This is a genomic window from Streptomyces sp. NPDC111656 (assembly GCF_055656965.1).
This window is the reverse complement of record NZ_JBVKCA010000012.1, coordinates 95,198-117,432: the sequence shown is the minus strand read 5'-3', so window position 1 is coordinate 117,432 and position 22,235 is coordinate 95,198. Positions and strand designations below refer to the sequence as shown.

Annotated in this window: 18 protein-coding genes; 10 read left to right on the top strand and 8 right to left on the bottom strand. The window is 71.3% G+C overall.

Annotated features, from left to right (window positions below; translation table 11 throughout):
• The first annotated feature begins 1,963 nt into the window (after window positions 1-1,963).
• Genes ACZ7M3_RS31280 through ACZ7M3_RS31245 form a run of 8 tightly spaced genes read left to right on the top strand, consistent with a single transcriptional unit; the run spans window position 1,964 to window position 9,868 of the window.
• Window positions 1,964-2,239 (top strand): hypothetical protein, encoded by a 276-nt coding sequence (locus tag ACZ7M3_RS31280; protein ID WP_472067491.1) that lies wholly within the window; start codon window positions 1,964-1,966, stop codon window positions 2,237-2,239.
• 60 nt (window positions 2,240-2,299) lie between these two features.
• The gene (locus tag ACZ7M3_RS31275) at window positions 2,300-2,725 is read left to right on the top strand and encodes a phage tail protein (RefSeq protein ID WP_054235291.1); all 426 of its coding nucleotides are present in this window, start codon (window positions 2,300-2,302) and stop codon (window positions 2,723-2,725) included.
• 15 nt (window positions 2,726-2,740) lie between these two features.
• Window positions 2,741-3,469, top strand: a complete 729-nt coding sequence (locus ACZ7M3_RS31270) for a CIS tube protein (protein WP_472067489.1) — start codon at window positions 2,741-2,743, stop codon at window positions 3,467-3,469.
• On the top strand, window positions 3,469-5,385 hold the full coding sequence (locus tag ACZ7M3_RS31265; protein ID WP_472067487.1) for a VgrG-related protein: 1,917 nt from the start codon (window positions 3,469-3,471) through the stop codon (window positions 5,383-5,385). Before ACZ7M3_RS31270 ends, ACZ7M3_RS31265 begins: the two co-directional genes overlap by 1 nt.
• 40 nt (window positions 5,386-5,425) lie before the next feature.
• A complete protein-coding gene (locus ACZ7M3_RS31260; RefSeq protein WP_060901262.1) occupies window positions 5,426-5,866 on the top strand; it encodes a GPW/gp25 family protein in 441 nt (146 codons plus the stop codon).
• Complete coding sequence (locus ACZ7M3_RS31255) at window positions 5,866-7,824, top strand: putative baseplate assembly protein (protein ID WP_472067485.1); 1,959 nt, start codon at window positions 5,866-5,868, stop codon at window positions 7,822-7,824. Before ACZ7M3_RS31260 ends, ACZ7M3_RS31255 begins: the two co-directional genes overlap by 1 nt.
• Entirely contained in the window at window positions 7,821-8,378 is a 558-nt protein-coding gene (locus ACZ7M3_RS31250; RefSeq protein WP_095856649.1) for a phage tail protein, read from the top strand. Before ACZ7M3_RS31255 ends, ACZ7M3_RS31250 begins: the two co-directional genes overlap by 4 nt.
• Window positions 8,375-9,868: an NADase-type glycan-binding domain-containing protein gene (locus ACZ7M3_RS31245; RefSeq protein ID WP_472067483.1), complete on the top strand. Its 1,494-nt coding sequence runs from the start codon at window positions 8,375-8,377 to the stop codon at window positions 9,866-9,868. The genes ACZ7M3_RS31250 and ACZ7M3_RS31245 overlap by 4 nt, the downstream gene beginning before the upstream one ends.
• Before the next feature lie 504 nt (window positions 9,869-10,372).
• Here the strand turns inward: ACZ7M3_RS31245 and ACZ7M3_RS31240 are convergent.
• The 8 genes from ACZ7M3_RS31240 to ACZ7M3_RS31205 form a co-directional block, all read right to left on the bottom strand.
• Window positions 10,373-11,590: an SPFH domain-containing protein gene (locus ACZ7M3_RS31240; protein ID WP_472067481.1), complete on the bottom strand. Its 1,218-nt coding sequence runs from the start codon at window positions 11,588-11,590 to the stop codon at window positions 10,373-10,375.
• An 11-nt stretch (window positions 11,591-11,601) separates the two neighbouring features.
• Complete coding sequence (locus ACZ7M3_RS31235) at window positions 11,602-11,853, bottom strand: hypothetical protein (RefSeq protein WP_095856645.1); 252 nt, start codon at window positions 11,851-11,853, stop codon at window positions 11,602-11,604.
• Window positions 11,854-11,961: 108 nt separating this feature from the next.
• Complete coding sequence (locus ACZ7M3_RS31230) at window positions 11,962-12,843, bottom strand: hypothetical protein (protein WP_472067479.1); 882 nt, start codon at window positions 12,841-12,843, stop codon at window positions 11,962-11,964.
• A 132-nt stretch (window positions 12,844-12,975) separates the two neighbouring features.
• Entirely contained in the window at window positions 12,976-13,890 is a 915-nt protein-coding gene (locus tag ACZ7M3_RS31225) for an ROK family protein (protein WP_472067779.1), read from the bottom strand.
• Between the two features lie 32 nt (window positions 13,891-13,922).
• Window positions 13,923-15,587, bottom strand: coding sequence for a dipeptide ABC transporter ATP-binding protein (locus ACZ7M3_RS31220; protein WP_472067477.1), 1,665 nt, complete (start codon window positions 15,585-15,587; stop codon window positions 13,923-13,925).
• Window positions 15,584-16,465 carry an ABC transporter permease gene (locus ACZ7M3_RS31215; protein ID WP_121417462.1) on the bottom strand — a complete coding sequence of 294 codons (882 nt, stop codon included), beginning with the start codon at window positions 16,463-16,465 and terminating at the stop codon, window positions 15,584-15,586. Before ACZ7M3_RS31215 ends, ACZ7M3_RS31220 begins: the two co-directional genes overlap by 4 nt.
• Window positions 16,462-17,421, bottom strand: coding sequence for an ABC transporter permease (locus tag ACZ7M3_RS31210; RefSeq protein ID WP_472067475.1), 960 nt, complete (start codon window positions 17,419-17,421; stop codon window positions 16,462-16,464). The genes ACZ7M3_RS31215 and ACZ7M3_RS31210 overlap by 4 nt, the downstream gene beginning before the upstream one ends.
• A gap of 4 nt (window positions 17,422-17,425) precedes the next feature.
• Window positions 17,426-19,219, bottom strand: a complete 1,794-nt coding sequence (locus ACZ7M3_RS31205; protein ID WP_472067473.1) for a peptide ABC transporter substrate-binding protein — start codon at window positions 19,217-19,219, stop codon at window positions 17,426-17,428.
• Between the two features lie 208 nt (window positions 19,220-19,427).
• On the opposite strand from ACZ7M3_RS31205, the gene ACZ7M3_RS31200 reads away from it, so the two are divergent.
• Entirely contained in the window at window positions 19,428-20,678 is a 1,251-nt protein-coding gene (locus tag ACZ7M3_RS31200; RefSeq protein WP_472067471.1) for an ROK family protein, read from the top strand.
• On the top strand, window positions 20,675-22,204 hold the full coding sequence (locus ACZ7M3_RS31195; RefSeq protein WP_472067469.1) for a M81 family metallopeptidase: 1,530 nt from the start codon (window positions 20,675-20,677) through the stop codon (window positions 22,202-22,204). The genes ACZ7M3_RS31200 and ACZ7M3_RS31195 overlap by 4 nt, the downstream gene beginning before the upstream one ends.
• Window positions 22,205-22,235: the final 31 nt, after the last annotated feature.

The following is a 22,235-nucleotide window of genomic DNA, read 5'->3' as shown; positions in this document are numbered from 1 at the left end:
GACTCCCCACGCTCCCTCCGCCACGACGTCTCCCAGAACGCCGTCCCCAGAGCCAGGGATGCCACCTTCGGGATCGTCGTCATCAGGTGCGGCACCGTCTCGACTGGAGATTCCCGAGGCGGGAGCCCCGTCCGGGGACCTGCCTGTTCAGCGTGCGGTGTCGACTCGGCCCCCGGCTCCGGTTCCGGCTTCGGCAGGTTCCGCGGCGTCAGGGACGGCGCCGGTGAGCAGCCCTGTCGTCCAGCGGGCCGTCGTGGCGGAACCTCGCGCTCAGGAACATACGAGTGCGGCGGAGGGAACGGCGAAGAGTGCGGCGGGCAGTGGGCCCGTCGCCCCCGGGCGGGACAGTGGCGCGGAGCCGGTCGCTCCCACCTCCCCGCCGTCGCCGCGTCCACCGATGCGCCCGCTCGCTCCCGCACGCGCACTGACCTCGCTGCTGCCCTCCACGCCTCCTGCCGCCGCTGTGCAGCGCCGTGCCGCTCCCACGGCCGTACCGCTGCGGCGCGCCACAACAGCCGACAACGGCGGGAGCGGGTCCCGTTCCAGTGACTCCGGCGGTGGCTCTGCGAGTGGCCCGTCGGCGCGGCGTGCCGCCGGGCCCGGGCCGACAGGAGCAGTCGGCCCGACGGGGGGCACGTCCATCACCCCCGGTAGAGCCGTAGCCGGAACGGCCCCGACCCCGACCCCGGCCATACAGCGTTCCTCGGCAGCCGGGGCCCGTCCAGGGCCTGGCGGCAGTCTGCTGTCCCGTCCGATACGCCGATCGCCCGAGGCACCAGGAACGGCACCTTCGTCGACCAGGGTGCCCGGGCTGCCCGGTGGCGCCGGTGCCGTGGTGCAGCGGGCAGTGTCGCAACCGTCGGTCGACGGGCCCGTCGCCGGTACCTACGGCGGTCCGGCAGCGCGTGGCCCCGAGACTCCCGGCTCCGGTGCTCCGGTGCTTCGGCGACTTGCCACCGTCCCCCTTGCTCGACCCGGCACCGTTGCGAGCGGCCCGTCGGCGCGACACAGCCCGGCCTCCGCAGGCCCTACGAAGCCGTCGACACCGAACTCACCGACGCCAACTGCCCCTGCTGTCCAGCGCGTTGTCACCCCGACTCCCCCGACTTCCTCGACTTCCTCGACTTCCTCGACACCGCTGCCCCGTGCGAGTGCGTCACCGGCAACACCCATCGGTGCCACAGGACCACTCGCCCCTCGCGCGTCTGTGCCGACTCAAGCTTCAACTCCAGCGCGTCCCGGCATCGCCCGTACGAATGTCGCCGGGTCCGCCGTGCCTCCTGCGCTCCCTGTGCCCCCGGTGCAGCGCTCGGCCGTTCGGCAGCCCGAGACCTCGACACCCGCATCCCAACCCCAGGTGTCCGCGCGGCAGCACCGCGCTCCTCGCCCCGATGCCACGACCCCGCGACGTCTCGGCCTCGGTGCCCCCGTCGTCCAGCACGTCGCCTCCGAACCCGCTCCGTCGCGGCAGGCACCCGACACACCCGCCGTTCAGCGCTCGACGGCTCGCCACACCCCTGCGCGCCCGCTGCCCGCCGAAGGTGTTTCCCCCGGTCCCACGCCCCCGGCGACGCACAGCGCCACTCCCGTCATACAGCGTTCCTCCGCTCCGAGCACACCCATGCCTCGCCCGTCGGGCGGACTCCCCCTTCCGACAGACCCGGCGCGACCGACGCAGCCGACGCGACCGATTCAGCCCATGAAGTCGACGGCCCCAGCACAGCCGACGAGTTCCACGAGTCCCACCCCCAAAGCGGCCGTCCCCCTCAACGCAACCCCCGCCGCCCCACCCGTACCCCTGCCGGTACAGCGCTCCTCGGCGGTACCTCCCGTACCCCCCGTACCCACCGGCAGCGCGCCCACCACCACCATCACCACACCTGCCACCCCCGCCGTACCCCCAGCCCTCCCCTCGGTCCAGCGAGACGTCAACCCGACGTCCCCTCCCGCGTACTCACCCGCCTTGCCTCCGGCGACGCCACCACCACCGCCGCCTCCGAGCGGCCCCCCGCCCCCGTACTCCGCGACCGAGCCGCCCCGTCGGCCACTGCCCTCGCACGCCGAGCGCGAAGAGGCCCCGCCCACGTACACCGCCGTCGATTTCGATCCCCGATCCCTGACCCAGGGTCAGATCGACGAGCTGACGCACAAGTTGTCCGGGCCGATCACCCGCTTGCTGCGGACCGAACTCCGCCTCGAACGGGAGCGGATCGGCAAGTTGCGCGATCCCCGTCGCTGACCTCCACCACCCCGTCCGACACCCCTCCCCGTACGACACCCCAAGAAAGGCCGATCCCCGATGGCCACCGATCGAGACCCGGGCTCCACCATCTTCTTCACCCTCACCATCGACGGCGAGAGCCTCGGTTACTTCAACGGGTGTGAAGGACTCTCGTCGCAGGTGGAGATCGAACAGCGCCAGGAGGGCGGCAACAACGGGTTCGTGTGGCAGCTTCCGTCCCGCGTGACCTTCTCCAACATCCGGCTGACCCGCCCCCTGACACCGGACACCGCGAAGGTCGCGGCCTGGGTGTCCTCCGTGACCACGGGGGTCAAGCGGCCGACGGCGCAGATCGCGGCGTTGCGCGCGGACGGCTCGGAGGTGGCCCGCTGGGGTCTGCTCGACGTGCTCCCGGTCAGTTGGCAGGGGCCCTCCCTGGACCCGGCCAGCCCGGCCGTGGCCACGGAGGTGCTGGAAATCACCCACCACGGGTTCACGGACTAGGGAACGGCGAAGAACATGGCAGGCAAGTCAGGAAAGGGCGGCGCGGGCAAGAGTCTGGTGAAGGCCACGCTGGCCATTCACGAGCCGCCCATCGGCCGCAGCACCACTCCGGGCGCGTTGATCAAGACGTTCACCTTCGACTTCAACCCCTCGACGCTCTCGCTGAGCCGTCGCGCCCGCTGGAAGACCACCCCGACCGCGGCCGTACGGAAGGGCTCACTCCCGGAGTTCATGGGGCCCGAGCCCCGCGAGATGACCGTCGAGATCTTCCTCGATTCGTCCGACGACCCGACCGGCAACACCGTGCTGAAGAAGGTCGAGGCGCTGTTCTCCTGCTGCGAGGTGACGGAGAAGAGCATCGCCGCGAAGCAGCCGTCCACTCCGTGGGTGGTGTTCCAGTGGGGGTCGTTCTCGACCGCGCGGTTCACGGCGTACGTCAGCTCGGTGGACGCCAGTTACTCCCTGTTCGGCACGACGGGCGTGCCGATCCGCGCCACCTGTCAGGTGCATCTGCACGAGATCCCCAGCAAGACCAAGGGGCAGAACCCGACGTCGGGCGCGCTCACCGCACAGCGTGTGCACCGGGTCGTCGCGGGCGACTCGCTGCAGTCGCTGGCGTGGAGGGAGTACGGGAACGCGGCGGCCTGGCGGGCGATCGCCGAGGCGAACGGCATCGACGACCCGAACAGGCTGTCGAACGGCACCGAGCTCGTGCTGCCCGCCGCCGAAGAGGTGGGTTTCTGATGGTCCAGCCTTCGTACTCCAACGTCGTCCACGTGACCGTGGACGGCAGTCCGGTCCCGGAGAAGATCGCCTCCGACCTCGTCGGCTGCTGGGTCGACCTCGGGGCGGGGGTGCCGGCCGCGTTCCGGCTGACCTTCCGCGACCCGGACCGGCTGGTGCTCGGCGAACTCGGTATCCAGTGCGGCACCCCGGTGACGCTCGCGCCGGTCGCGGACGGCCAGGGCGCGGCCTCCCCGCTGCTGACCGGCGAGGTGACCGGCATGGAGACCGACTACGACGGCACCGGCACCTTCACGGTCATCCGCGGCTACGACATGGGCCACCGTCTGATGCGCCAGCGCAGGGTGGCCGCGTACCGCAACCAGACGGCCGCGGACATCGCGAAGAAGCTGGCCACGATGAACGGCATTCCGATCGGCACGGGGAAGGGCGGCATCAAGCCCACCACGACGGTCTACGAGTTCATCAGTCAGGCCAATGTGACCGACTGGGACTTCCTCGCCCGGCTCGCCGACGAGAACGACGTGGTCATGTCGCTGGACTCCGAGGGGAGGTTCCAGTTCGCCAAGGCCGACCCGGCCTCCACCGCGCCGCCGACCAGCACCCCCGGCGACAAGAGCCCCTTCGTGCTGCAGGGCGGCGTCGACGTGCTGCGCTGCCGGGCCGCGGTGACCTCCGCCGACCAGGTCGCCAAGACCGAGGCGCGCGGCTGGAACGTCACGACCAAGAAGAAGCTCACCGCCATGTCGCCCGCCACGTCCAACGACGGCTTCGCGATCGGCACCACCCCGCAGAAGACGGCGAAGAAGTTCAAGACCGCCAAGCTGGTCGAGACCGACACACCCTACGACCGCCTGGCCGAGGTGAAGGTCGCCGCCAAGGCCCTCGCCGACGACGTGACCTCCTCCTTCGCCGAGCTGGAGGTCATGGTGTTCGGCAACCCCAAGCTGCGTCCCGGCGTTCCGGTCACGCTGTCCGACGTGGGCAAGCCGTTCGAGGGCAAGTACACGGTGACGTCCGTGCGGCACGTCTTCGGCTACGACGAGCACTACCAGACCTGGATCACCGTCAGCGGCCGACAGTGGCGCTCCCTGTACGGGCTCACATCCGGCGGGGGCACGGCCACCGCGCCGAAGCTGCCGAGTGTGGCCAACGCCCTGGTGACCAATGTGCAGGACCCGCTGAAGCAGGGCCGGGTCAAGCTCCAGTTCCCCTGGCTGGACGACGCGTACGAGAGCGACTGGACGCGGACCGTGCAGCTCGGCGGGAAGGGCGGCGGCGGGGTGTTCCCGTTCGACGTCAACGACGAGGTGCTGGTGGCCTTCGACCGTGGCGCCCTGGACCACCCGTTCGTCATCGGCGGCCTCTACAACGGCAAGGACAAGCCGACCGTGGTCAGTGACGTACCGCTGCACGACGGGCTGAAGAAGCAGGCGATCCGGCACACCCTGTCCGACCGGAAGGGCAACCGGGTGGACCTGCTCAGCCAGCAGACCGGTGCCCGCAAGCAGGGGGTGCGGATCGCCTCCGGCAACGACAAGCTGATCATCAATCTCGATCGCACGAAGACCGAGATCACCGTGGACAGCAAGGGGTCCGTCACCATCAAGGGCACCCGGTCGGTGTCGGTCGAGGCCGGCACCGACCTCACCCTGAGCGCGCGCCGGAGACTGACCATCAAGAGCGGCGGCCCGCTCGACATCGAGGGCCGCGGGCTGGTCAACCTCAAATCGCTCGGCGGTGCGGTCACCGTCGACGCGATGGGGGCGCTCAGCCTCAAGGCGGTGGGCGCCGCGACGCTCACCGCCGGCGGCAGCGTGCAGGTCAACTCCATCGCGAATGTGGGCATTCGGGCCATCACGCTCGCCTTGCAGGGTGTGGTGCTGGTCAACAACAAGCCGTATCCGCTGCCGTGACGGCCGGAACGTTCTTCAGGAGTAGGCGGGTGGCCCTCTGATGGCCGAGCAGTTCGTTGGATCCGGCTGGGCGTTCCCCATGCGCATCGGTCCCACCGGTGGCATCGCCATGGTCAGCGGGGAGCGGGAGATCGAGGAGGCCATCCGGCTGGTGCTGGCCACCGCGCCGGGCGAGCGGCCGATGCGGCCCGAGTTCGGCTGTGCCATCCACGACCTGGTGTTCGCGCCGGTCAACGAGGCGACTGCGGGCCGGATCCAGCACGAGGTGTACACCACCCTCGACCGCTGGGAGCCACGGATCGAGGTCAACGACGTCGAGGTGACGGCGGGTCCCGACCAGGGCGTGCTCTTCATCGACGTGCGCTATTCGATCCGCGGCACCAACAACCCGCGCAGCCTGGTCTTTCCGTTCTACGTCATCCCCTCCCACGAGGAGCCCGACGCCTCCGGCGCGGGCAACTCCCTTGAAAGCGACCGCTGATGGCACTGCCCTCCCCGAACCTCGACGACCGCCGCTTCCAGCAGTTCGTCGACGACGCCAAGCGCTACATCCAGCAGCGCGCCCCCGAATGGACCGACCACAACGTGTCGGACCCCGGCGTCACCCTCGTGGAAACGGTCGCCCACATGGCCGACCAGATCGTCTACCGGCTCAACCGCGTCCCCGAGAAGAACCACCTGGCGTTCCTCGACCTCGTCGGCATCACGCTGTTCCCGCCCTCGGCCGCCCGTACGGACCTCACGTTCTGGCTGTCCGCGCCGCACGAGGAGCCCATCGTGCTGCCCGTGGGAACCGAGGCCGCCACCGTGCGTACCGAGAACGAGGAGGCGGTCGTCTTCGCGACCGAGCGCGAACTGGCCGTGGTTCCCAGCTCGTTGCGTCGTCTCGTCGTGCAGCAGAACGGTGGTGCGGTCACCGACCGGACCGCCGATCTCGCCGAGGGCAAGGACGTATTGTGTTTCGCGGAGTCGCCGAGCCCCGGTGACTGCATGCTCCTCGGCCTCACCTCCGCCGTACCGCACTGCGCGCTGGGCCTGGAGCTCGACAGCCGGGTCGACGGTGTCGGTGTCGACCCGCGGCAGCCGCCGCTGGTCTGGGAGGCGTGGACCGAGGACGGCTGGGCGGCCTGCGAGGTGGACCGGGACGGCACCGGTGGTCTGAACCGGCCCGGTGAGGTGGTCCTGCACATCCCGGGCGGCCACACACTGTCGCGCACCGGCGGGCAGGAGGCGGGCTGGCTGCGCTGCCGGGTCACCGAACCACTGTCCGACCAGCCCTTCTACACCACATCTCCGACCATCCGGTCCGCCGACGCGTTCACCCTCGGCGGCACCACCTCGGCCATCCACGCGGAGACCGTCCAGGACGAGGCGCTCGGCGAGTCCACCGGTCTGCCCGGGCAGCGGCTGCGGCTCGCCCACTTCCCCGTCGTGGGCGACACCCCGCCGGTGTTGCTGCAGACCGCCGAGCGCGACGGCTGGGTCGACTGGGACGTCGTCCCGCACTTCGCCGCGTCCGGTCCCACCGACCGGCACATCACCCTGGACGCGGCGACCGGCGAGATCGCCTTCGGGCCCGCCGTCCGCGAACCCGACGGCACGATGCGCCAGTACGGGACGGCGGCGCCCAAGGGGGCCGTGATCCGCGCCCGCCGCTACCGCACCGGTGGCGGCCGGGCCGGCAACGTCGCCCGGGGCGCCGTCCAGGTGCTGCGCAGCTCGGTGCCGTACGTGGCCGACGTCGTCAACCGGGAGGCCGCCCGGGGCGGCGTCGAGGGTGAGACGGTCGAGGAGGCGAAGACCCGGGCGCCCATCACGCTGCGCGCCCAGGAGCGGGCCGTGACCCTGCGCGACTACGAGGAACTGGCCCGGCGCGCCGCCCCCGAGACGGCCCGTATCACCTGTCTGGAGGGCGAGGAGGGCGAGCACGGCGCCTACGCGGTCCGTGTCCTGGTCGTCCCGCAGGCCGTGCCCGACCCCGGCGGACGGCTGCGCTTCGAACAACTCGTCCCCGGCGACGCCCTGTTGCAGCGCATCACCCGCCACCTCGACGAGCGCCGGCTGATCGGCACCCGGCTCGCGGTCGGGCCGCCCTTCTACCAGGGCGTCACCGTCGTCGCCACCGTGCACGCCTTCCGCGGGGTCGACACCGACCGGGTGCGCCGCCAGGCCCACGACGCGCTCTACCGCCATCTCGACCCGCTCACCGGCGGCGCGGACGGCACCGGCTGGCCGTTCGGCCGCCCCGTGCAGGCGGGCGAGGTCTTCGCGGTGCTGCAACGTGTGCCCGGCGTCGAACTCGTCGACGCGGTGCAGCTCCACCCCGCCGACCCGCTGACCGGCAAGCGCGGCGACCCGACCGACCGGATCGACCTGGAGGCCCCTTCACTGGTGTTCTCCTTCGACCACCGGGTCCGCGTCATCGGAGACGGCTCATGAGGGGCTCCATCGACGGCCTGGAGTCCTCGGCGCCGATCGGCGGCATGCTCCCCGCGGTCTTCGCCGACGACGACCTGGCGCTGCGCTTCGTCGCGGGCCTTGACGAGGTGGTCGCGCCGATCCTGCTGGCCCTCGACTGTCTGCACACCTACTTCGACCCGGCGCTCGCACCGGCCGACTTCGCCCGCTGGCTGGGCACCTGGGTCGGCGCCGAGGTCGACGGCACGGAACCGGACGCGCGGCTGCGCGCGGCCGTCGCCGCCGCCGCGTACCTGCATCGCGTACGAGGCACCCGCCGCGGCCTGTCCGAAGCGATACGCCTCGCCTTCGGTGTCGAGCCGGAGATCACCGAGAGCGGCGCCGCCGCCTGGGACCCGCGTCCACTCGGCCCGGTCCCCGGCGACCGCCGCCCCCGGCTGCACGTCACGCTCCGGCTGCCCGAGCCGACCCCGGCGGACGAGTACCGGCTGGAGAACCTCGTGGCGGCCGCCCGTCCCGCCCACATGCCCTACACGGTCCAGGTGACCGCCGCCGAAAGGATCCCCGAGAAATGACCACCCAGACCCCAGGCACCGGCCCCGGACGCGCCCCGGCCTGCGCCGAGTGCGGCACCCGGGCGGAGCCCGGCCAGTCCTTCTGCGACGCCTGCGGCGCGGTGCTCGACTGGGCCGGGGACCCGGCTCCGGCGGGGGTCGCGGCCCGGACCCGGCGTCCCGCTGCTGCCGCCGACGAGGCGGCGCCGACAGCCGACGACCAGAGCTCCCGGGCGGCGCGATCCGCCGGGTCGGCCGAGGGCGAGCCGGGCTGGGACGCGTTCGCGCGACCGGGCGCCGGTACGGGAACGGCTCGTACGGCGCACGACACCGCGGGCTCCATCGCGGAGGCGGACACCGTGGGCGCCGACAGGGCGGGCACCGCGCGACCCGCACCCGACCCGCACGAGGCCGATGCCGCCGTCAGTGCACCGGACGCGTCGGCCCCCGGTACGCCGGTATCCGGTGACGCGGCGGATCCGAGCCCGATGAGCGACGACACCGCGCGTCCCCACCCGGCCCCCGTCGCCGCCCACGGCTCCGTACCGGCCGCTCCCACGCGGCCGGACGAGACCGCGGCCACCGAGCCCCTGCCCTCCGCCGCCCCCGACCGGGACTCCGCGGCCGAGCGGGCCAGGTCCCTGCTGGTGCCGGTGGCGGACCCGGAACCGCGGGTCGCGCCGTCGGTGGCACCCGTACTGCCCGGCCGCCCCGCGGCGAGCCGCCCCCAGGTCCGTACCCCGGTCGCGGAGCCCGGTGCGGACGGGGGTGTGCCCTGTCCCTGGTGCGCCACTCCCAACCGTCCGGACCGGCACTTCTGCGGGCGTTGCGCGCTGTCCATGGCCGGGGAACGGCAGGCGCCGGGCCGGCTGCCCTGGTGGCGCCGGGTGCTCAACTCCCGTAACGGAGAGGTGCCGTGGGCCGGGGACCGGCCCCGACTGCGGCGGGGCTTCGGACGCGTCATGAACTGGGTGGTCGGCGCGGTGGTGCTCGGCCTGCTGGTGTTCGCCGTGACGAACACCGCTGCGGCCGTGCAGGCGGTGAAGGACCACTTCGCCAAGCGGGTCCCGGTCGGCCCGGACCATGTGAAGGCGTCGCGTTCCTTCCCCGGCCACGGCGCGGGGCTCGCCTTCGACAAGCTCAACAACACCTGGTGGGGACCGGGCATCGCGCAGTCCGGGGACGGCGAGTGGCTCGAGGCCCGGTTCGAACAGCCCACCCGGCTGCTGGACGTGCTCATCACCTCGGGCACCTCCAACCGCGCGGACCAGCTCACGAAGTCGGCGCTGCCGCACCGTATCGAGGCCCGGATCACCACGGCGAACGGCAAGACGAGCACCCGCTTCCTCACCCTCGACCAGGTTGCGGGCGCTCAGCAGCGCAAGTTCCGCGTGGGTGATGTCACGGCGGTCCGTTTCATCATCCGCTCGGCCTACGGCGCCGCCGGGGACAAGCAGGTCTCCATAGCCGAGATCGAGTTGTTCGGTCCCTCGAGCGCCAACGACTCGTAGGGACACCGACCGTTCATGGGGAAGGTGCCATTCCTTGGTCGGGTGCTTCCGGTTCTGGCCGAACTGGGAGGATGAGTCCCGCGGCACCGCCGCGGCCTTACCGTAGAGGGAAGGCACCAGACCCGAGGAGAAGCGCCACCTGTGCACGACGCACCGATCTACGCCCAACTGATCTCCGAACGAGGGGACATACCCCTGCAGGTCCGCAACGAGGCTCGCAGAATCCAGCGCGAACTCGAATGGATCCTCAACAGGGATCCCTCGTCGGGCGGTCTCCCCCCGAGACCGGCCGGCGCTCCGGGCCCCGGACCTCGCGCGCTGCCCCCGTCTCTTCCTCCCGGGAACAGCTCCACCGGCTGGCTTTCCTGACGGCACGTCAACCCCGGTGTGCCGCCCGGGTGGAGCGTGCCGCCGTCCCCAGGGAACGGCGGCCGCTTCACTCCGTCACTCGTCCATCACCGCACCGAACCGGGCGCCGAGCCGTTGCGGTACGGGAACTTCGGGTCAGGTCGTCGAGGACGGGCCGCCCTCCGGCTCGTTCCCGTCCCTGTCCTGCTGTTCCGGGGCCCGCCGGAAGCTCTGGAGCTCCAGCAGTCCTTCCGTCTTCTCCGAACGACCCCCGGACTTCTGGTCGCCCGCGTTCTGACCGTTCAGGTTCTGGCGGACCGAGTCCAGGATCGTCAGTCCCTGGGCGACCAGCCCGGCGGCGATCTCACCCAGGCCGTCCGCGCCGTTCAGGACGTTGACGTTGGCGCCGGCGAGACCGCCCGCGGCCTCCTTCACGATCAGCGGGAGCTGGTCGATCAGCATCCGGTCGAGCGCCACGCGGTCGTGCGAGGCGGCGGCCTCGGCCTGGATCTTCATGCGCTCCGCATCCGCGATGGCGAGCACCTTGATCCGCTCCGCCTCGGCCTCGGCGGGCTTGACGATCTCGGCGACGAGCTGCTGCTGACGCAACTGGGCCGCCCGCTGGGCCAGTTCGGTCTGCGCGGCGAGCACCTCCTGCTGAGCGTGCGCCTGCGCCAGCGGTCCGGCCTGGGCCGCCTGTGCCTGCGCGCGGTCCACCTCGGCCGAGTACTCCGCCTTGACGACCGCGGTCTGCCGGGCGTACTCGGCCTGGTTGCGCGCGGCCACCTGCTCCGCCTCGACGGACGCCTGGGTGGCCTGGGCCTGCGCGATCTGGGCCTGCCGCTGGATGGCCGCCTTGTGCGGTGCGGACATGGCCTCGATGTAACCGACGTCGCCGTCGTCGATCGACTGGATCTGCAACGAGTCCACGATCAGGCCGATCTTGGCCATCTCGACCTTCGAGGTGTCCAGGACCTCCGCGGCAAGCTTCTGCCGCTCGGTGACGATCTCCTCGACGGTCATCGAGCCGATGATGGCGCGCAGATGACCGGCGAAGATCCGGCCGGTCAGCACCGACATCTGGTCCTGGTCGGAGAGGAACCGCTGACCGGCGTTGATGATGCTCTCGTGGTCGTTGCCGACCTTGAACGCGATCACGGCACGGACGTGCAACGCGATGCCCTGCCGGGTCACACAGGTCTCGGTGACCTCGGCCTCGCACATCGACAAGGTGAGGAAGCGGGTCTTGCGAAAGACGGGGAGCACGAACTTTCCGTGCCCCGTCACCACTCGGAACGGCGCGCCCCCCAGTCCCCGCCTGCCTCCCGAGATCAACATCGCCTCGTCGGGAGCGGGAACGCGGTAACCGAACATCCTGTTTCTCCTTAACCGGCGTCGACGGAGTCGCCGTCCAACGCGTCCAGCGGATCGACCCAGCGGATGACGTCGACCTCACGGCATCCCCGGGATTCGACCACGAGCACGGTCGCCCCCACGGGCAGGGGCTCCTGCGACCAGGCGAGGAAGGTCTCGGATCCGCCTCTGATCCGCACGAGGATCTCGCCGGGACCGGCGGTTCCCCGTGTGCCGATGAGCAGCTCCCCGATACAGCCGATCACGGCCTCGTCCTGCACCACTGTCGGCCGCCTCCCCGTTTCTCTGGTTCTGCTTCCGACCTTAGACCTCCCCCACCTCGGACGCCTACGCGCCCGTCGCTACCCGTGTCACTCCTCGCGTGCGGACGCTCAGCTCTTGGTGAACCGGTAGGTCTTGCTGTCGGTCAGGACGCAGAATCCGGGCGACACGACGATCACGCGCAGCGTGCCGGTGCGCCGGTCGTAGTCGATGCCCTCGGCCTCGAAGGTGCCCGAGCAGGAGCTGCGCAGCGGGAGCTGACGCAGGGCGGTGACATGGCCCGTCACGTCACCGCTGCCACTGGGGGCGGCGGACAGGTCGATCTGCAGCAGCGGCTTGGTGATGCCGAAGAGGGTGCCCGCCGGGTCGTCGGAGGCGCACAGCAACTGGGTCGCGGTGACGAAGTCGCAGCCCTGTACGTCACGGACGGCGTGGTCGAGGTTGATGGTGGAGGCCTGCGGGAGGTTCGCCGAGGGGGAGGTGCTCGGGTTCACCCCGGGGGTCGGGAACACCAGCAGCCGGGTCATCGTGCCCCACTCCCCCGACACCATCCACTGGCCGTCCGGGGAGATGGTGTCGAAGGAGTTGTTCAGCGCCTCGCCGGGGCTCAGCGCGTGGACGTACTCCGACCAGGCGCCGCCGGGCGCCTGCACCCGGTACATCTTGGCGCTGCCGGAGTCGGCCTGGTACGGCTCGACGTAGTAGCCGTTGTAGGAGGCGTCCGGGTCTCCGACATGGTTCCAGCCGCGCACGCTGACACCGACCGGGATGGTGCCGATCCCGGTGTAGTGGTTGGGGCTGCCGGCCGGGACCTCGACCGAGGTCAGACCCTGGCTCTCGGTCAGCGGGTCGGCACGGTCGGAGCCCACCTCGTTCCAGGTGTCGGCGGCCGCGGCGGGCGTGGTGACGGAGACGGACAGCACGGCGGCGGTGGCGAGGGTGACGAGTCCGGCCAGGACCGTGTGACAACGTTGCCGGGCGGGCATGCGCATGAGGTGCTCCTCGGTGGGGGGTGCGGTTTCGGCGCATAGTCTGACCCGTCAACTGCGGTCATGTACAGGCCAATGAAGGAGCGTTGGCCGTCAACTCACCATCCGGTCAACGGCAGTTACCCACCTCGCCCCCTACACCCTTGTCACCGCCCCGAGTTCCGTCCGCGCCCGGGACGCCGCGCCGATCGCCACCGCACGGCTCCCCAGCCGGGCCCGTACGACCCGGATCGGCTGTCCGCTGACCGGTGGCTCGGCGGCGAGCGCGGCGCCAATCGACGGTTCGAGGAGGTCCCAGGCCCGGCTGACCCCGCCGCCGATCACGAAGGTCGTGAGGTCCACCAGGCCCGCCGTGATCAGGATCGCGCGGGCGACGCCGGCCCCCGCGGCCTCGTAGACGGCGAGCGCGTCGGGGTCACCGTCGACCGCCGCCTCGGCGATGCCCCGGGCGGTCAGGGAGCGCCCCGTCCGCTCGCCGTAGCGGACCGCCAGGGAGCGGCCGGAGGCGAGCGTCTCCAGGTGGCCACGGCCGCCGCAGGTGCACGGCAGGTCGCCGAAACCGGGGAGATGGCCGATCTCGCCCGCCGCCCCGTGCGCCCCCTCGAACAGCGCGCCGTCCAACCACAGCGCGCCCCCGACCCCGGTGCCGAGCGTCATCCCGAGTGCGGCGGGCTCTCCCGCGACGGCCCCCTTCGCGACCTCGCCGCGCAGGAAGGCGTTGACGTCGTTGTCGAGGAAGGCCGGTACGCCGAGCGCTTCCTCGACCGTCGCCGTCACCGGGAACCCGGCCCAGGAGCGGAAGGAGTCGCTCGCCACGAGGATGCGGCCGGCCCGGCTGTCGACGACACCTGCCGCGCCGACGCCGACGCCCAGCAGTCGCGCGGCCGTGCGTGCCCGGAGCAGGTCGAGGGCGGCGAGCGCGGCGCGGACCATCGCCCGTCCGCCCTCGGCCGCCGGCGTCGGCACCTCCACGGAATCGACGACGGTGAGGTCGGCCGCGCAGAGCACGACCTGCGTCGTCGTACCGCCGATGTCGACACCGGCGTACACCGCGGGCGTCGGGGGGCGGCTCCCGGAGGCGGTCACGCCGTGACCCCCGTGGCGGCCCGCCGTTCCGCGCGCCGACGGCGTTGCAGCACCGGGTCCGGCACGGGCACGGCGGCGATGAGCCGTCGCGTGTAGTCCGTGCGCGGGTGCAGGAGCGTGGTCGCGGTACTGCCCTCCTCCTCGATGCGCCCCGCCCGCAGGACGACCACGTGCTGAGCGAATTGCTGTACGACGGCGAGGTCGTGGGACACGAAAAGGCAGGCGAACCCCAGCTCGCCCTGGAGCCCCGCGATCACCTCGAGGACCGACTGCTGCACACTCACGTCGAGCGCGCTCGTCGGTTCGTCCGCGACCAGCAGCCGCGGCTCGAGGACCAGCGCCCGGGCGAGGCTCACCCGCTGCCGCTGGCCACCGGACAACTCGCGCGGACCCCGATGAGCCAACTCCCTTGGCAGACGGACAAGTTCGAGCGCGTCCCCGACCCGGGTCCGACGCTCGGCCGCCGACATGCCCCGGCGGTGCACGCGCAGCGGCTCGGCGACGCACTCCGCCACGCTCATGCGGGCGTCGAGCGAGGCCACCGGGTCCTGCAGGACCACGCCGACACCGGCCAGCAGGGCGCGCCGGGCCCGCCCCCGGGTCCTGGCGAGGTCGGCGCCGAACAGCGACACCGAGCCGGACGACGGTGGTACGAGGCCCAGCGCGACGCGCGCCGCGGTCGACTTGCCCGAGCCCGACTCCCCCACCAGACCCACGGTCTCACCGGCCCCGACCGTCAGCGACACGCCGTCGAGTGCCCGGACGGCGCGGCGCCCACGACCGAACCGCACGCTCACGTCCCGCAGTTCGACCACCGGGTCCGCGGCGGGCCGTTCCCCTTCGGTGCGCCGGGAGTCGGCCCCCGGTTCGGCGACGGCCAGCCGCGGCACCGCCCCGAGCAGGCGCTTGGTGTACTCGTGCGTGGGCCGCAGGAGCACCTCCTCCACCGGCCCCGTCTCCACGATCTCCCCCTGCAGCATGACGGCGACGCGGTCCGCGAAGTCGGCGACCACTCCCATGTTGTGCGTGACCAGCAGCACCCCCGTGTCGAAGTCGGCGGCGAGCGACCGCAGCAGGTCGAGGATCTCGGCCTGCACGGTGACGTCGAGCGCGGTGGTCGGTTCGTCGGCGATGAGCAGGCTCGGGGCGTTGGCGATCGCCATGGCGATGACCACGCGCTGCCGCTGTCCCCCGGAGAGCTGGAACGGGAACGCGGACGCCCGTGTCCCCGGATCCGGGATGCCGACGCGACGCAGGAGTTCGACCGCCTCCCCGGCGGCCTCCTTGGCCGTGACGGGACGGTGGTTGCGGATGACTTCGGCGATCTGGGCGCCGATCCGGGTGAGCGGGTCGAGCGCGGTCGCGGGTTCCTGGAACACCATCGACGCGGTGCGACCCCGTAGGCCCGCGAGGTCGGCCTCGGTGGCGCCGATGACGTCGGTGCCGCCGACGACGGCCTGACCCGTGGCGCGGGCGGTGCCCGGCAGCAGCCCCATCGCGGCGAGCGCGACGGTCGACTTGCCGGAGCCCGACTCCCCGACGAGGGCGAGCGTCTCACCGGGCCGGACCCGCAGCGAGACCTCTCGTACCGCCGCCACTTCACCCGTCTCCGTGGAGAAGGTGACGCCCAGGTTCTCGATCCGCAGGATGTCGGCGGTCATCCGCGTCCCCTCACGTCGAAGGCGTCGCGCAGTCCGTCGCCGATGGCGTTGAAGGCACAGACGACGAGGATGATGGCGAGGCCGGGCGGCACGATGAGCCACCAGCGTCCCGAGTACGCGGCTGTCAGACCGGCCGAGAGCATGCCGCCCCAGTCGGTCGACGGGGGTTGGACGCCCAGCCCGAGGTAGGACACGTAGGCGACGAGGAGGATCGCGTCGGCGACCTGGAAGGTGGCGGCGACCACGACCGTCGAGACGGAGTTCGGCAGGATGTGCCGGCCGATCGCGCGGCCGTGCGTGCCTCCGATGGCGCGCAGTGTCAGCACGTAGTCCCGGCCCTTCAGGGTGAGCGTCTCGGCCCGGACGAGACGGGAGGGGACCAGCCAGGAGACCAGGCCGAGGATGACGACCAGCCCCCAGGTGTCCGGGGTGGTGATGGCGGAGACGACGAGGAGGATGAAGAGCGCCGGGATGGCGATTCCGGCGTCCACGACCCGCATCATCACGGCGTCGATCCAGCCGCCCGCGTAGCCCGCGACCGCGCCCCAGAGCGTGCCGATGACGGTCGCGAGCAGGCCGGAGGCGAGGCCGACGAGCAGCGACACCTTGCCGCCGTACATGAGGCGCCCCAGCTCGTCGTGTCCGACGGCGTCGGTGCCGAGCAGGTGCGCGCCGCTCGGCGCCAGGTTCACCTGGGTCAGGTGGGTGTGGGTCTGGTCGGTCGAGTGGAGCAGCGGGCCGGCGAAGCAGAAGAGCAGGAACAGGACGACGACCGTCAGACCCGCGACCGCGAGCCGGTTGCGCGTGAACCGGCGCAGGGCGAGGCGGTAGCCGGCGGCCGCCTCCACGGTGGGTGTCACCGGCAATACGGCGCTCATGACCGGCCCGCCTTCACTCGGGGATCGACGATCCGCTGGACGATGTCGGCGAGCAGGGTGCCGACGACCGTCGCGACGGAGATGACGAGGACGCAGCCGAGCAGCACCGGATAGTCGGAGGACTGCGCGGCGCTCCAGAACAGCAGCCCCATCCCCGGGTAGTTGAAGAGCTGCTCGACGACGAGGGCGCCGCCGAAGAGGACGGGCACGTAGTAGCCGAGCATCGCGACGACGGGGGTCAGCGAGTTGCGGAACACGTGCCGCCACAGGATCGCGCGGGGCCGGGAGCCGCCGGCCCGCGCGGTGCGTACGTAGTCCTCGGAGAGGTTCTCCAGGGTCGCGGCGCGCATGTACCGGCTGAAGACGGCGACCATGGACGCGGCTCCCGCGACGACCGGCAGGACCAGCGCGTTCGGCTGGGCGAGCACCTGCCCGAGCGTGTCGCCCTGTGGCGCCTGCGAGGGGAACCAGGGCAGCAACTGGGTGAAGACCAGGACCAGGACGAGCCCGAGGAAGTACACGGGGGTCGAGTACGCGACGAAACTCAGCGTCGTGATGACGTAGTCCACCGGCTTGTTGCGCCGGACCGCCTGCCACATGCCCAGCGGGATCGCGAGCGCGAGCCCGGTCAGTGCGGACAGCACGGTGAGGACCAGGGTCTTCGGGAGGCGCTGTTCGATGAGCCGGGAGACCGCCTCGTTCAGGGTGTACGAGGTGCCGAGGTCGCCGTGCAGCAGGGTGCGCAGGTAGTAGAGGTACTGGACGGGGAGCGAGCGGTCGAGGCCCTGCTCGTGGTCGAACTGCGCGATCTGCTGGGCCGTCGCCTGCGGGCCGAGGATCCCGCGTGCGGGACCGCCGGGCAGCGCGTGCAGCAGGCAGAAGACCACCACCGTCACGATGAGGATCACCGCGAGGGACTGCAGGACGCGCCGGGTGAGATAGAGGAGGGTGTCCATGCGGTCAGCGGTTCCACTTCCACTGCGCCGGGTGGAAGTTGGCGAGTGAGTCCTGCGAGAAGCCGCCGAGGCCGTTCTTGAGGACCGAGATCTGGTAGTCGGGCTCCGGCAGCCAGATGACCGGGAGGTCCTTGGCGACGGCCGCGCTGTAGTCCTGCACGGCCTGCGCGGAGTCGGACGTGGTGGAGGCGGTGATCAGCTGGTCGATCTCCGGGTTGGAGTAGGTGCCGAAGTTCGAGCCGCCCTTGCTCTGGAAGAGCGAGTCGCCGGTCGGGAAGGCGTTGAAGTACCAGCTGCCGGCGGTGCCGAAGAACGACAGCTGCCACGCGCAGATCGACTGGCTCGCGGTGCACGGCGGGGTCTGGGACAGCACCGAGTTCACGGGCGCGGTCTTGATCGTGAACTTGATCCCGGTCTTCTCCAGCGAGGACTGGATCGCGCTCATCATGTTGTCGGTGACGGTCGAGCCGGACTGGGACAGCACCTGCATCTGGAACTTGGTGCCCTTGGCGACCCCGTCACCGCACTGCGAGGCACCCGCGCCCGGGTCCGTGCACACCATGACTCCGCCCTGTTCGGACCAACCGTGGCCGGTCAGCAGGGACTTGGCGGCCGAGGTCGAGAAGGGGTACGGATTGTCCTTCTGCGTGGGCGAGAGGAAGTCGCTCGACTGCGCCTGCGGGATCGGGCCGTAGCCGGGGACCGCGGTGCCGTTGAAGATGACCTTCGCCAGGCTGCTCTGGTCGATCGACCGCTGGACCGCCTGACGGGCGTACAGCTGCTTGAACACGGCGCCCATGGCCGGGTTGTTGAAGTTGTACGGCATGTAGGTGATCGCCCAGCCCGACCAGGGCTTGACCGTGTACCCCTGGGCGGTGAACCGGTCCTTCTGGTCGAGGTCGGTCGCCTCGATGTAGCCGTAGTCGACGCTTCCCGAGCGCAGTGCGTTCTTCTCGGCGTCCGCCGTCGTGAACGGGAGGAGGTTCACGGTGGCGATGTCCGGCTTCTCACCGCCGTCGTACTTCTTGTTGGCGGTGAGCACGACCTTGCCCGCGGTCGAGAAGGACTTGACCGCGTAGGGACCGCTGATGGTCTTCCACAGCGCGTCCTTCTCGTAGCCGGAGATGTTCTTCGCGGCCGTGTTGAGGTACGTCCACACCTGCTTGGCGCCGGCGGCCGTGCGGTCGGCGTCCGACACCGCGGTGGATGCGGCTGTCTTGTCCCATGCGTGCTGTGGGAGCGGGTTGATCGCGCTCAGCTCGTTGGCGAGCATCCAGTCGGAGTTGTAGGCCTTGTCGAACATGAGCGTGAAGTGGTGGTCGTCGACGGTCTTGAACGAGGTCCAGTTGTCCGGCGCCTTGCCGGGGTTGTAGCCCGCCCACTGTTCCTTGTTCGCCTTGATGAGGTTGAACCAGAACTCCACGTCGCGCGAGGTGATCGGCTTGCCGTCGCTCCACCTGCGGTCGCCGAGCGTGAGGGTGACGCTCCTGCCGTCGGCGGCGAAGGCGGCGGCGGTGGCGATGGACCCGTTCTTGTTCCAGGCGATCTTGCCGGTCGAGCCGTCGTACGCGACGAGCGGCTCCCAGAGGCTGTTGGCGATGGAGATGTTGTTGGTGTTGAGATGCGCCGCCGTGCCGATCGGCAGGATCCAGTTCGGGGTGAAGTTCGCGGGCAGCGCGTAGTTGATGGAGTCGGGGGACGTGGACGACGTGCCGCTCGTCCCGGAGCAGCCCGCGAGCAGCAACGTGCCCGCCGAGACGACGGCACCGGCGACGAGTGTCGCGCGAGCAGGGGACATGACTCTCCTCGGGGTGAACAGGGGTGAACAGGGATGAACAAAGGGGCGGGGCAAGGGGTGTGGCGGAGCCAGTCAACGACCCGACTGTTCGAAGAAACAGACGCCCTCCTGTAAAAAGCCTGTTTCTGCTGTTCTGAAAAAAGTGGAGAGGTGGCTTCAGGGACGTACGCTCGGCGTCCCGATCCCGTCGTCGGAAGTTACTTCGTCCATGCCTGAAAAAAGTGCGGTACACCGCAGGGGCGCCACGGGCGTCTCGTCCCTGGCCGGGCGCGTCCTCGAACTCCTCGCCTCCGGGCAGGCGACCACGCGCACCGAACTCGCCGATCTGCTCGGGGCCGCGCCCTCGACGATCTCCCTGACGGTCGGTCAGCTCGTGGCCCACGGGCTGGTGGCGGAGCAGGGCACGCGCTCCTCCAGGGGAGGGCGCCCGCGCAAGGTCCTGCGGCTCGGCGGCAGCGACGGGTTCGCGGTCGCGGCAGAACTCGGGGGCAGACACGCGCACGTCGGTGTCGTGCTGCCGGGCGGCGGGCTCACGGACGTGTCGACGGTGCCGTTCCCGACGGCGGAGGGGCCCGAGACCGCGCTGCCCGGGCTCGCCGAGACGCTGGAGGGCCTCGCCGAGCAGCATGGGCGGGAGCTGCTCAAGGGGGTCGGCCTCTCGCTGCCGGGGCCGGTCGACGTCGCTTCCGGAGTGGTGACACTGCCGTCGCGCATGCCCGGCTGGAACCGGTTCCCGGTCCGGGCCTGGCTGGAGGACCGCTTCGGCGTTCCGGCGGCGATCGAGAACGACGCCAACTGCATGGCCGTCGGCGAGCACAGTGTCCAGCCTGCCGAGCGCCGCCAGTCGATCATGGTGAAGATGGGCTCCGCGATCGGCGCGGGCGTCATCGCCGACGGACGGCTCTACCGGGGCGGGACCGGCGCCGCCGGCGAGATCACCCACGTACGGGTCGAAGCGGGCCACGACATCCCCTGCTCCTGCGGCAACACCGGGTGTCTGGAGACCGTCGCGTCGGGCGCGGCGCTGGTGCGCGTCCTGCGTGAGCGGGGGCTCGACGTCGACTCGATCGAGGACGTCGTCCGGTTCGCGTCCGACGCCGACCCGGAGGCGACCCGCGCCGTCCGTCAGGCCGGCCGCTACCTCGGCATGGTGCTGGCCGCGAACGTCAACTTCTTCAACCCGGACGCCGTGTACCTCGGCGGCATCCTCTCCACGCTCGAACCGTTCGTCGCCGCCGTCCGCAGTCAGCTGTACGAGGGGTGCCATCCGCTGGTGACCAAGCACCTGGTGATCGAGCGGGCGAGCCTCGGCGCGGACGCGGGGCTGGTAGGCGCGGGCCAGTTCGCGCTCCAACGGGCGCTGGTCCACGCACTCCAGACCGTGACCGGAGCGGGAGCGGGAACGGGAGCAGGAACGGGACCCCATACCGACCAGCGCATACGAATCGAGGAGCCATGACGAATCCCCGTACCGCCGTCGCCCGGCCCGTCATCGCCATCGCCGGACTCGGCATCGAGTCGTCGACGTTCTCACCGGCGCGGACCGAGGCACCCGCCTTCCACCCGCAGCGCGGCGAGGACGTCCTCACGCGCTATCCCTTCCTCGCGCCCGGGACGCCCCTGCGTGACGCGGCCTCCTGGCGCGGCGCGCTCGTCGGCAAGGCGCTGCCCGGCGGTACGGTGACCGCGGCCGCGTTCGCGGAGCTCTCCGCGGAGCTCCTGCGGCGGCTCGGGGAGCTGCCGCGCCTCGACGGACTCTGGTACGACATCCACGGCGCCATGACGGTGGAGGGCGTCGACGACGCCGAGGCCGTCCTGCTCGCCCGGATCCGCGAGACCGTCGGAGCCGACGTCATCGTGTCCACCTCCATGGACCTGCACGGCAACGTCTCGCGCGAGCTCGCGCACATGAGCGACCTCATCACCTGCTACCGGACGGCTCCGCACGAGGACCACATGGAGACGAAGGAGCGGGCCGCCCGTCATCTCGTGGAACTGCTCGCCACCGGTGCGCCCCGGCCGGTCAAGGCCTGGATCCCGGTGCCCGTGCTGCTGGCCGGTGAGCAGACCTCGACACGCATCGAGCCCGCCAGGAGCGTCTACGCGGCCGTCGACGAGGTGGAGGCGACGGACGGCGTGACCGACGCCGCGATCTGGGTCGGGTACGCGTGGGCGGACGAGCCGCGCAACCGCGCCGCGGTCGTGGTCACCGGGCCGTCCGAGGCCGCCGTCGCGCAGGGCGCCGAGCGGCTGGCGCGCGGATTCTGGGAGGCGCGGGGCGCGTTCGCGTTCGTCGCGCCGACCGGGTCACTGGACGAGTGCCTCGACGAGGCGCTGGCCTCCTCCCCGGGCGCCCGGCCGTTCTTCATCAGCGACACCGGCGACAATCCGACGGCGGGCGGCGCGGGCGATGTCACATGGGGGCTCGAACACGTCCTCTCCCGGCCGGAGTTCAAGGAACCGTCCGGGCCGACGGTCATCTACGCGTCCGTGCCGGGGCCGGCCGCCGTCGCGACCGCGGAGCAGGCGGGCGTCGGCGCGACCGTCACGGTCACGGCCGGTGCCGAGGTGGACGACCGGCACGCCGGGCCGCTCACCCTGACCGGGGTGGTCCACGCGGTCCGGCACGGGGACCGGGACGCCGGGACGGAGGTCGTCCTGCGGGTCGGAAGCGTGTACGTGATCATCACGCGGCTCCGTAAGCCGTACCACCACGAGCACGACTTCACCGGCTTGGCGCTCGACCCGCGCGGCGCCGACGTCGTCGTGGTCAAGATCGGCTATCTGGAACCGGAACTGTTCGCCATGTCCGCCGACTGGAAGATGGCGCTGACCCCGGGCGGCGTCGACCAGGACCTCGTCCGGCTGGGCCACCACCGCATCCGCCGCCCCATGTTCCCCTTCGACCCGCACATGCCCGACCCGGACCTCAGGGCCCGCATCATCCCCTCGTCGAACGAGCCGCTGGGCGGGACGGACGAGTAACCCACCGGGCGCCCCACGTCCCGACCCTCCG

Excerpts from the sequence above, each read along its gene's own strand:
- ACZ7M3_RS31265 (WP_472067487.1), top strand. The coding sequence starts at position 3,469 with ATGGTCCAGCCTTCGTACTCCAACGTCGTCCACGTGACCGTGGACGGC.
- ACZ7M3_RS31245 (WP_472067483.1), top strand. The coding sequence starts at position 8,375 with ATGACCACCCAGACCCCAGGCACCGGCCCCGGACGCGCCCCGGCCTGC.
- ACZ7M3_RS31215 (WP_121417462.1), bottom strand. The coding sequence starts at position 16,465 with ATGAGCGCCGTATTGCCGGTGACACCCACCGTGGAGGCGGCCGCCGGC.
- ACZ7M3_RS31255 (WP_472067485.1), top strand. The coding sequence starts at position 5,866 with ATGGCACTGCCCTCCCCGAACCTCGACGACCGCCGCTTCCAGCAGTTC.
- ACZ7M3_RS31240 (WP_472067481.1), bottom strand. The coding sequence starts at position 11,590 with ATGTTCGGTTACCGCGTTCCCGCTCCCGACGAGGCGATGTTGATCTCG.
- ACZ7M3_RS31210 (WP_472067475.1), bottom strand. The coding sequence starts at position 17,421 with ATGGACACCCTCCTCTATCTCACCCGGCGCGTCCTGCAGTCCCTCGCG.
- ACZ7M3_RS31275 (WP_054235291.1), top strand. The coding sequence starts at position 2,300 with ATGGCCACCGATCGAGACCCGGGCTCCACCATCTTCTTCACCCTCACC.
- ACZ7M3_RS31220 (WP_472067477.1), bottom strand. The coding sequence starts at position 15,587 with ATGACCGCCGACATCCTGCGGATCGAGAACCTGGGCGTCACCTTCTCC.
- ACZ7M3_RS31270 (WP_472067489.1), top strand. The coding sequence starts at position 2,741 with ATGGCAGGCAAGTCAGGAAAGGGCGGCGCGGGCAAGAGTCTGGTGAAG.
- ACZ7M3_RS31205 (WP_472067473.1), bottom strand. The coding sequence starts at position 19,219 with ATGTCCCCTGCTCGCGCGACACTCGTCGCCGGTGCCGTCGTCTCGGCG.
- ACZ7M3_RS31250 (WP_095856649.1), top strand. The coding sequence starts at position 7,821 with ATGAGGGGCTCCATCGACGGCCTGGAGTCCTCGGCGCCGATCGGCGGC.
- ACZ7M3_RS31230 (WP_472067479.1), bottom strand. The coding sequence starts at position 12,843 with ATGCGCATGCCCGCCCGGCAACGTTGTCACACGGTCCTGGCCGGACTC.
- ACZ7M3_RS31260 (WP_060901262.1), top strand. The coding sequence starts at position 5,426 with ATGGCCGAGCAGTTCGTTGGATCCGGCTGGGCGTTCCCCATGCGCATC.
- ACZ7M3_RS31200 (WP_472067471.1), top strand. The coding sequence starts at position 19,428 with ATGCCTGAAAAAAGTGCGGTACACCGCAGGGGCGCCACGGGCGTCTCG.
- ACZ7M3_RS31195 (WP_472067469.1), top strand. The coding sequence starts at position 20,675 with ATGACGAATCCCCGTACCGCCGTCGCCCGGCCCGTCATCGCCATCGCC.